At 69.4% G+C, this 9,367-nt stretch carries 4 protein-coding genes and 1 pseudogene; 2 read left to right on the plus strand and 3 right to left on the minus strand.

The features are described 5' to 3' along the window. Window positions 1-41: 41 nt before the first annotated feature. On the plus strand, window positions 42-3,890 hold the full coding sequence (locus ACFVUT_RS13515) for a GH92 family glycosyl hydrolase (RefSeq protein WP_389660423.1): 3,849 nt from the start codon (window positions 42-44) through the stop codon (window positions 3,888-3,890). A 146-nt stretch (window positions 3,891-4,036) separates the two neighbouring features. Here the strand turns inward: ACFVUT_RS13515 and ACFVUT_RS13520 are convergent, their stop codons facing one another. The 3 genes from ACFVUT_RS13520 to yicI all read right to left on the minus strand — a co-directional run bounded on the left by ACFVUT_RS13520 (window position 4,037) and on the right by yicI (window position 8,724). After that, window positions 4,037-5,128, minus strand: coding sequence for a lytic polysaccharide monooxygenase (locus ACFVUT_RS13520; protein ID WP_389660425.1), 1,092 nt, complete (start codon window positions 5,126-5,128; stop codon window positions 4,037-4,039). Window positions 5,129-5,421: 293 nt separating this feature from the next. Beyond that, window positions 5,422-6,066 (minus strand): histidine phosphatase family protein, encoded by a 645-nt coding sequence (locus ACFVUT_RS13525; protein ID WP_389660427.1) that lies wholly within the window; start codon window positions 6,064-6,066, stop codon window positions 5,422-5,424. Between the two features lie 402 nt (window positions 6,067-6,468). Beyond that, complete coding sequence (yicI, locus tag ACFVUT_RS13530) at window positions 6,469-8,724, minus strand: alpha-xylosidase (protein WP_389660429.1); 2,256 nt, start codon at window positions 8,722-8,724, stop codon at window positions 6,469-6,471. A gap of 290 nt (window positions 8,725-9,014) precedes the next feature. Between yicI and ACFVUT_RS13535 the strand changes: the two are divergent. Then, a pseudogene (locus ACFVUT_RS13535) lies at window positions 9,015-9,367 on the plus strand (xylose isomerase); the annotation flags it as partial.

Here is a 9,367-nt window from a genome sequence, read left to right on the forward strand (position 1 = left end):
CAACGTTGTCCAGCGCACTTCCTCGGGAGGAATGGCTCGGCATGCAGCCCCGACACGGATCCCGCAGCAGACGGAGCCGTACGGCCGCGTTGATCGCGGCTTCACTGGTTCTCGTCGTGACAGCCCCCGGCATGGCCGCCGCACAGTCGGCCGAATCAAACGGAAAGGGCCATTCCTCTTCGGCGGAACGGACATTCAGCTCATCCTTCGAAACAGACGAAAAGCAGCCGGACTGGCTCAACACCGTCGAAGAAGGCCCTGACGGAAAGAAGCGGTCATCGGGTGTCGATGGCGGCTTCTCCACAGGAATTCCGGGCAATGTCACCGACAAGGTGACGGATGTCCGCGCCAGCGCCGAGAACACCGGCGGCGGGGAGGTGAAGGAGAACCTGATCGACGGGGAGTCCGGCACCAAATGGCTGACCTTCGAGCCCACCGCCTGGGTCGAGTTCGACCTCACCGAACCGGTGAAGGTCGTGACATACGCGCTGACGTCGGCCAATGACCACGACGAGCGCGACCCGAAGGACTGGACCCTGCAGGGCTCCGCCGACGGCCAGGACTGGAAGGACCTCGACTCCCGGACGGGCCAGACGTTCACCGAGCGGTTCCAGACGAAGTCGTACGATATCGCCGCTGACACCGCGTACCCGCACTACCGCCTGCGGATCACGAAGAACAACGGCGCCTCGGACGCGACCCAGCTCGCCGACGTCCAGTTCTCCGACGGCGACGTCTCGGCCCCGGCACCCGACTCGATGCGCAGCCGGCCCGACCGCGGCCCCTCCGGCTCCCCCACCGCCAAGGCGGGCGCGGGCTTCACGGGCCAAAAGGCCCTGCGGTACGCCGGCACGCACAAGGCGGACGGCCGGGCGTACTCGTACAACAAGGTCTTCGACGTGAACACGGCTGTCACCCGCGACACCGCGCTCTCCTATCTGGTCTATCCGCAGATGGGCGAGACGGACCTCTCCTACCCGGCGACGCACGTCTCGGTGGACCTGGCGTTCACGGACGGCACGTATCTGAGCGATCTGGGGGCCACCGACAGCAACGGCGGCCCACTGACCCCGCAGGGGCAGGCCGACGCGAAGCGGCTGTACGTCAACCAGTGGAACAAGGTCGAGTCGACGATCGGCACGGTCGCGGCGGGCAAGACCGTGGCCCGGATCCTGGTGGCGTACGACTCTCCCAAGGGCCCGGCGAAGTTCCAGGGCTGGATCGACGACATCGAGATCGCCCCGAAGGCACCCGAGAAGCGCCGCGCGCACCTGTCCGACTACGCGTCGACGGTCCGTGGCACCAACTCCAGCGGTGGCTTCTCGCGCGGCAACAACTTCCCCGCCACCGCGGTCCCGAACGGCTTCAACTTCTGGACGCCGGTCACCAACGCCGGATCGACCAGTTGGCTGTACGACTACGCGCGCGGCAACAACGACGACAACCTGCCCACCCTCCAGGCGTTCAGCGCCAGCCATGAGCCGAGCCCCTGGATGGGCGACCGGCAGACCTTCCAGCTGATGCCGTCGGCGGCTTCCGGCACCCCGGACGCCTCCCGTACGGCGCGCGCGCTGCCGTTCCACCACGAGAACGAGACGGCGAAGCCGCACTACTACGGTGTGACGTTCGACAACGGCCTCAAGGCCGAGATGACACCGTCCGACCACGCCGCCCGGATGAGGTTCACCTTCCCCGGTGACGACGCGAGCATCGTCTTCGACAACGTCTCCAACGACGGCGGGCTCACCCTCGACCCGGAGAACAGCTCCTTCACCGGCTTCTCCGACGTGAAGAGCGGCGGCTCGACCGGCGCCACCCGGCTCTTCGTCCACGGCGTCTTCGACGCACCGGTCACCGCGAGCGGCAAGCTGTCCGGCGGCGGTGGCGACGACGTCACGGGCTACCTCCGCTTCGACGCGGGCAAGGACCGCACGGTCGGGCTGCGCCTCGCGACGTCACTGATCAGCGTCGACCAGGCGAAGCGGAACCTCGCTGCCGAGATCCCCGCCTCCCGCTCCTTCGGCCGGGTCGAGGACGCCGCCCAGCGGGCCTGGGACGACATCCTGGGCAAGGTGGAGGTCGAGGGCGCCACGGGCGACCAGCTGACCACCCTGTACTCCAGCCTGTACCGGCTGTACCTGTACCCGAACTCGGGCTTCGAGAAGGTCGACGGCAAGGACAAGTACGCCAGCCCCTTCTCCCCGCAGGTCGGCTCCGACACCCCGACCCACACGGGCGCGAAGATCGTCGACGGCAAGGTGTACGTCAACAACGGTTTCTGGGACACCTACCGGACGACGTGGCCCGCGTACTCCCTCCTCACGCCGGACAAGGCCGGCGAGATGGTGGACGGCTTCGTCCAGCAGTACAAGGACGGCGGCTGGATCTCCCGCTGGTCGTCCCCCGGCTACGCCGACCTGATGACCGGCACGTCGTCGGACGTCGCGTTCGCGGACGCCTACGTCAAGGGCGTGAAGTTCGACGCCGAGGCGGCGTACGACGCGGCCCTGAAGAACGCCACCGTGGTCCCGCCGTCCTCGGGCGTCGGCCGCAAGGGCATGGAGACGTCCCCGTTCACGGGCTACGCGAACACCTCCACGCACGAGGGCCTGTCCTGGTCCCTGGAGGGCTACCTCAACGACTACGGCATCGCGCAGATGGGCCGGGCGCTCTACGCGAAGACGAAGAAGGAGCGGTACAAGGAGGAGTCCGCGTACTTCCTGAACCGCGCCCGCAACTACGTCCGCCTCTTCGACAGCGAGGCCGGCTTCTTCCAGGGCAAGGACGCCAAGGGGGACTGGCGAGTCGCCTCCGACGCGTACGACCCGCGGATCTGGGGCTACGACTACACGGAGACGAACGGCTGGGGCTACGCGTTCACCGCCCCGCAGGACAGCCGCGGTCTGGCGAACCTGTACGGCGGGCGCGACGGCCTGGCGAAGAAGCTCGACACGTACTTCACCACGCCGGAGACGGCCGGTCCCGAATTCGTCGGCTCGTACGGCGGCGTCATCCACGAGATGACGGAGGCGCGCGACGTACGGATGGGACAGTACGGCCACAGCAACCAGGTCGCGCACCACGTCGCTTACATGTACGACGCGGCCTCGCAGCCCTGGAAGACGCAGGAGAAGGTCCGCGAGGTCCTCGGCCGCCTCTACACGGGCAGTGCGATCGGCCAGGGCTACCACGGCGACGAGGACAACGGCGAGCAGTCGGCCTGGTACCTCTTCTCCTCGCTCGGCTTCTACCCGCTCGTGATGGGCGGCGGCGAGTACGCGATCGGCTCCCCGCTCTTCACGAAGACCACGGTCCATCTGGAGAACGGCCGCGACCTGGTCGTGAAGGCACCGAAGAACAGCGCGAAGAACATCTACGTGCAGGGCCTGAAGGTCAACGGCAAGAAGTGGACCTCGACGTCCCTGCCGCACGACCTGCTGGCCAAGGGCGGCGTGCTGGACTTCGACATGGGAGCCCGGCCCTCGTCGTGGGGCACGGGCAAGGACGCGGCGCCGGCCTCGATCACCACGGACGACGAGGTGCCGTCGCCGAAGGCGGACGTGCTGAAGGGCGCGGGCGCCCTGTTCGACAACACCTCGGCCACGACCGCGACGGTGGCCGGCCCGGTGGAGCTGCCGGTCGGGGCGGCGACGGAGGCGGTCCAGTACACGCTGACGTCGGGCGCCGCGGCGAAGGCTCCGACGGGCTGGGTCCTGCAGGGCTCGTCGGACGGCACCACGTGGAAGGAGCTCGACAAGCGGTCGGCGCAGTCGTTCGCGTGGGACCGGCAGACACGGGCCTTCTCGGTGGCCACCACGGGTACGTACGCGCACTACCGTCTGGTGCCGGACGGTGAGGGGACGCTCGCGGAGGTGGAGCTGATCTCCTGACCTCTCCGCTCCGTGGAACGGCCGGTACCCCGTGGTGGGGTACCGGCCGTTCCTTCGTTCCGTTCCCTCATTCACGCCGCGGTGCGTCCATGCCGCCGGGCATTCGTCCCGCGGTACACGCGCCACGGTGCTTCATCCCCGACGCCTCATCCCACGGTGCAGGCGAACTCCGTCGTCGGATCGGGCTCCCCGCCGGAGGAGACGTAGGCGAACGTCGAGGACTCACCCGGATCCAGCGATCCGTTCCAGTCCACGTTGTGAACCATCACGTCCTGTCCCTGCACGGTCATCGCGCCGTTCCAGAGACTGTCGACACTCTGGCCGTCCGGCTGCTTCCAGCCGACCATCCAGCCGAGCATCGGCACATCGCCGGTGTTGGTGACGGTCACCTCCGACTGGTAGCCACCGTTCCAGGTGTTGGTGGTGCGGTTGGTGGCGGAGCAGAGGCCGGGCGGCGGCTCGGTCGGGGTGGTCGGGTCCTTGACGCCCGTCACCTCGCCGTTGCCGCCGTCGAAGACGACGTCGGAGCAGGAGTAGAAGGTCTCCTGGCTGTCGGAACGCTGCCAGACCATGTAGATGATGTGGCGGCCGTCCTTACCGGACGGAAGCGCTCCGGACCAGGAGTAGTTGGCCTCGACGGTGCCCGGGCTCCCGTTCAGCGGCGGGTGGTCGACGGTGAGGAAGGGGGTGTCCTCCATGTCGTCCCAGGTGAGTGTCTGCGTCGGGTCGAAGCCGTCCTTGGTGATGTAGACGTAGAACCAGCCGGGGTGCGCGGCCCAGGCGTTGTAGGCGAAGTCGACGGTCGCGCCCGAGGTCAGATGGGTGAGCGGCCAGTCGTCGCGGGCCTGGTTGAACCCGGTGAAGTTGGGGTTCCCGCCGCTGCACAGCTCCCCGTCGGGCACGAAGCCCCGGGTGCGCCCGCCGCCGTCCGAGCGGAGCACGGAGAACCAGTTGTAGAACGGGGTCGTCCCGCTCTGCTGCGCGGCGCCCGCGCAGGCGGGGTTGGTCGGCTTGATCTCGCCGGTCTCGGTCAGGGCGTCCTGCCAGCACAGGAAGGTGCGGCTGCCCGGCTTCATGGGCGTACCGTGCGCCTGCGCGGAGCCCCCGGCGGTGACCACGAGGCCGAGGGCGGGGATGGTCGTGAGCAGGGCGAGGAGGGTGAGGAGGAGGGCTCTGCCACGCGTGGTGGCGAGGATCCGGCTCCCGGCCGCTAATCGGCGGCTCGACGGATGGTTCACGATGTACGTCCCTTCGCTTTCGGTGGGGCGAGCGTGCGGGTGGACGAACACGGAGCGCGAAGCGGAGCTTACGGAGCTTGGGAGCGCTCCCACTTTCACTGCGGGAGGGTAGCGCGGGGCCGATTACCTGTAAACGCCTGACGTCACGCGGGTTTCGGAGCGCCGGACCGGTGGGTTCGCGCCACCGGGACCGCCCCGGCATGCCCCGGCACGCCCCTGGCGGCTCGGCGTCGGCGGGCCGGTCGTCCGGGTGGCGGGATCCTCCGGTCGGCCCGGGGCGCGGGATCCTGTGGTCAGTCCTGTTCGCGCGGCTCCGGCAGGGCCGCGTGGAAGAGGCTCTCGGGAAGGGCAAGGTTCAAGGCGGTGATGACCGGGTTCCCGTGCTCGGTCCCGAGGCGTGAGACGGCCCCCGTGGCGAGCTGGAACAGTGTGCCCTCGGCCGGGGTCAGCCCCAGATAGCGGGCGGTGAGCACGCGCAGGAAGTGGGAGTGCGCGACGAGGGCGACGTCCGCGTCCCCCGCCGTCCCGGCGGCGGCCCGGACCTCGGCGAGCACCCGGTCGGCCCGCTCCCCCACCTCCGCCGGCGTCTCCCCGGGATGCGCCTCGGGGCCGGGCGCGACCCCGTCGGTCCACAGATTCCAGGTGGGCCGCGTGCGGCGGATCTCGACCGTGGTCACGCCCTCGTACCCGCCGTAGTCCCATTCGTGCAGCTCGGGTGTGACGCGAGGTGCGGCAAGCCCGGCGAGCTCCGCGGTGCGCCGGGCCCGCAGGGCCGGGCTGACCAGGGTGAGCCCGATCTTCCGCTCGGCGAGGAGCGGAACGAGAGCGCGGGCCTGGCGCTCGCCGAGGGAGGTCAGGGGCAGATCGGTGTAACTCGTGTGCTGCCCGGACCGCGACCACTCGGTCTCGCCGTGCCGGATCAGGATCAACTCGCCCATGGGTGCTGCCCGCTCTCTGTGTCTCTGCGCCGGTCGCGGTCTCTGCGCTGATCGCGCCGTGTGCCGCGAAGGGTGCAAACCCGCCGGCCCACCCTCGCATTCCGGACTGCCTCAGCAGCCCAGCCACCTCGCCGAGCGGCCCCGTTCCCGCGCACGCGTCGACCCGGTTGCCGCAGAGGAGTCCCGGCGTCCGGGCCTCCGGGCCTCCGGGCCTCCGGGCCTCCGGGCGCTCGGGCCTCCGGGCCTCCGGGCCTCCGGGCGTCCCGTCGGGAGCAGCTGAACCGGGACCGGCCGGCGGAGACGAGACGCGCGCGTCTCCGCCGGCCGGTATGCCTCCCGCTCGGCAGGCGCGCCGGGCGACGCGTGGAAGCGTCCCGGACCGGGCCCGCCGGGGGAAGGGTCTCAGCCCCCGGCCACCTCCAGGCCCTTCTCGCCCACGACCGTCACCGTGTACGGACGGTCCGTGTCCGCCGTGACACGGATGGTGTTGCCCTCGCGGACCACTTCGTACGTGGCGGCGGGTGCGCCCGTGAGGTCCGGGACGGTGACCGTGCGGGCGAAGTCGCCGGTTCCCTCGGGCGCGAAGACCCGCAGTTCCAGGTTCTCCAGCCAGTCGCCGTCGGGGCGGGAGGTGTCGGCGCCGAGCGCGAGGACCGCGCCGGGGCGGACCAGGAGCGGAAGGCTGTCGAAGCCGTGGGTCTCCCGGCGCCAGGCCGGCCCCGAGACCGTTTCGCCGGTCAGGAGGTGGGTCCAGGTGCCTTCGGGCACGTAGTACTCGACGTCGCCGTCCTCGCCGAAGACGGGGGCCACCAGGAGGTCCGGGCCCAGCAGGTACTGCCGGTCCAGCGTCCGGGTGGTCGGGTCGTCGGGGAATTCCAGCAGCATCGGGCGCATCGTCGGGATGCCCGTGCGGTGGGCCTCCACCGCGGCTCCGTACAGGTACGGCATCAGGCGGTGCTTGAGGTACGTGAACTGCCGGGCCACGTCCACGGCCTCCTCGCCGAACTCCCACGGCACCCGGTAGGAGGAGGAGCCGTGCAGGCGGCTGTGCGAGGAGAGCAGGCCGAAGGCGAGCCAGCGCTTGAAGACCGCCGGATCGGGGGTGCCCTCGAAGCCTCCGATGTCGTGGCTCCAGAAGCCGAAGCCGGAGAGGGAGAGCGAGAGGCCGCCGCGCAGGGACTCCGCCATCGCTTCGAACGAGGACCAGCAGTCGCCGCCCCAGTGGACCGGGAACTGCTGGCCGCCGGCCGTCGCCGAGCGGGCGAACAGGACCGCCTCGCCCTGCCCGCGCTCCTTCTCCAGGAGCTCGAAGACGGCCTTGTTGTAGAGGTGCGTGTAGTAGTTGTGCATCCGCTCCGGGTCGGAGCCGTCGTGCCAGACGACGTCCGTGGGGATGCGCTCGCCGAAGTCGGTCTTGAAACCGTCCACACCCTGGTCGAGCAGGACCTTGAGCTTGCTCTGGAACCAGGCCGTCGCCTCGGGGTTGGTGAAGTCCACCAGCGCCATGCCGGCCTGCCACTTGTCCCACTGCCAGATGTCGCCGTCCGGGGTCCGGACGAAGTAGCCCTTCTCCGCCCCCTCCGCGTACAGGACGCTCTTCTGAGCGATGTACGGGTTGATCCAGAGGCAGATCCGCAGACCCTTCTCCGCGAGCCTGGCGAGCATGCCGACCGGGTCGGGGAAGGTCTTCGGATCCCACGTGAAGTCCGACCACTGGTACTCGCGCATCCAGAAGCAGTCGAAGTGGAAGACGGACAGCGGGATGCCGCGCTCGGCCATGCCGTCGACGAACGAGGTGACGGTCGCCTCGTCGTACGAGGTGGTGAAGGACGTCGTCAGCCAGAGGCCGAACGACCAGGCCGGGGGGAGCGCCGGGCGACCGGTGAGCGCGGTGTACCGGGCGAGGATGTCCTTGGGCGTCGGGCCGGCGACGACGAAGTACTCCAGCGTCTGGTCCTCGACGCTGAACTGCACCTGGCCGACCGCCTCGGAGCCGACCTCGAAGGACACCTTGCCGGGGTGGTTGACGAAGACGCCGTAACCGCGCGAGGAGAGGTAGAACGGGACGTTCTTGTACGCCTGTTCGCTGCTGGTGCCGCCGTCGGCCTGCCAGATGTCGACGACCTGGCCGTTCTTGACGTACGGGGTGAAGCGCTCGCCCAGGCCGTGGATGGTTTCGCCGACTCCCAGGGCCAGTTGGGCAACCATGTGGTGGCCGCCGTCCGGGACGGTGGCGAACGCGGCGCCCTTGCGTCCTGCGGAGGTGAGGGGCCGGCCGGCCGCGTCCAGGAACTCCAGGCGGAAGTCGCCCTCGGTCGGCACACGCAGGGTGAGCGGGCCGCTGGTCAGTTCAGCGGTGGCGCCTTCCGTGCGGGTGGTGACGGCCAGGTCCTTGGAGGCGCCCGGAAGTTCGAAGTCGGGGCCCGGACGCCGCTTGCCCGCCAGGTGGGTGAGGCGTACACCGATGACGCCCTCGGCGGGCGAGTGGGCCTCCACCGTGATCAGCGGTGCGTTCAGGGTGTCGCCGCGCCGTTCGACGCGCTTGACAGCGGCGTACGCGGTGAGGTGATCGGCGTCGAGGCGCAGATCGCGGACTTCGGTGGCGTACGAGGCGTGTACACCCGCCCGCATCTGCCAGAAGCCGTCGGTGAACTTCATGGGGGGTCCTTAGCCAGTCAGGGGTGAGCCCTCGTTCCAGTGAGTCTCATTTTGATCGTACACAAAACAAATCACGCAGAGGCGCCCCGACAGGACGGAATTGCCCCACCGACCTGCCCTGATCCGACCCCGCGTGTCACGGCCGCGACTGCCACGTTGTGCCCGTGTGACCGGTCTGTCACAGATACGGTCTAGCGACGCGCGCAACAATGGAGTATTAGTACTGCGAGTAAACAAATCGGTCGGTCGGCAGTGCAGCTGGCCGGGCCCCGTCGATCAAGAGGCAGATCATGTCGGATCGCTTCACCCCCACCTCCGCGGACAGGTTCACCTTCGGTCTGTGGACTGTCGGCTGGCGTGGTAACGACCCCTTCGGTGACGCGACGCGTCCCGCGCTCGACCCGGTCGAGTCCGTCGAGCGCCTGGCGGAGCTCGGCGCGCACGGTGTGACCTTCCACGACGACGACCTGATCCCGTTCGGTTCCACGGACGGTGAGCGGGCGGCGATCGTCTCCCGTTTCAAGGACGCCCTGGAGCGCACCGGGCTGAAGGTCCCGATGGCCACGACGAACCTGTTCACGCACCCGGTGTTCAAGGACGGCGGGTTCACCTCCAACGACCGCGACGTGCGCCGGTACGCGCT

The sequence above is a fragment of the Streptomyces sp. NPDC058051 genome (genome assembly GCF_042885475.1).
GTDB lineage: Bacteria > Actinomycetota > Actinomycetes > Streptomycetales > Streptomycetaceae > Streptomyces.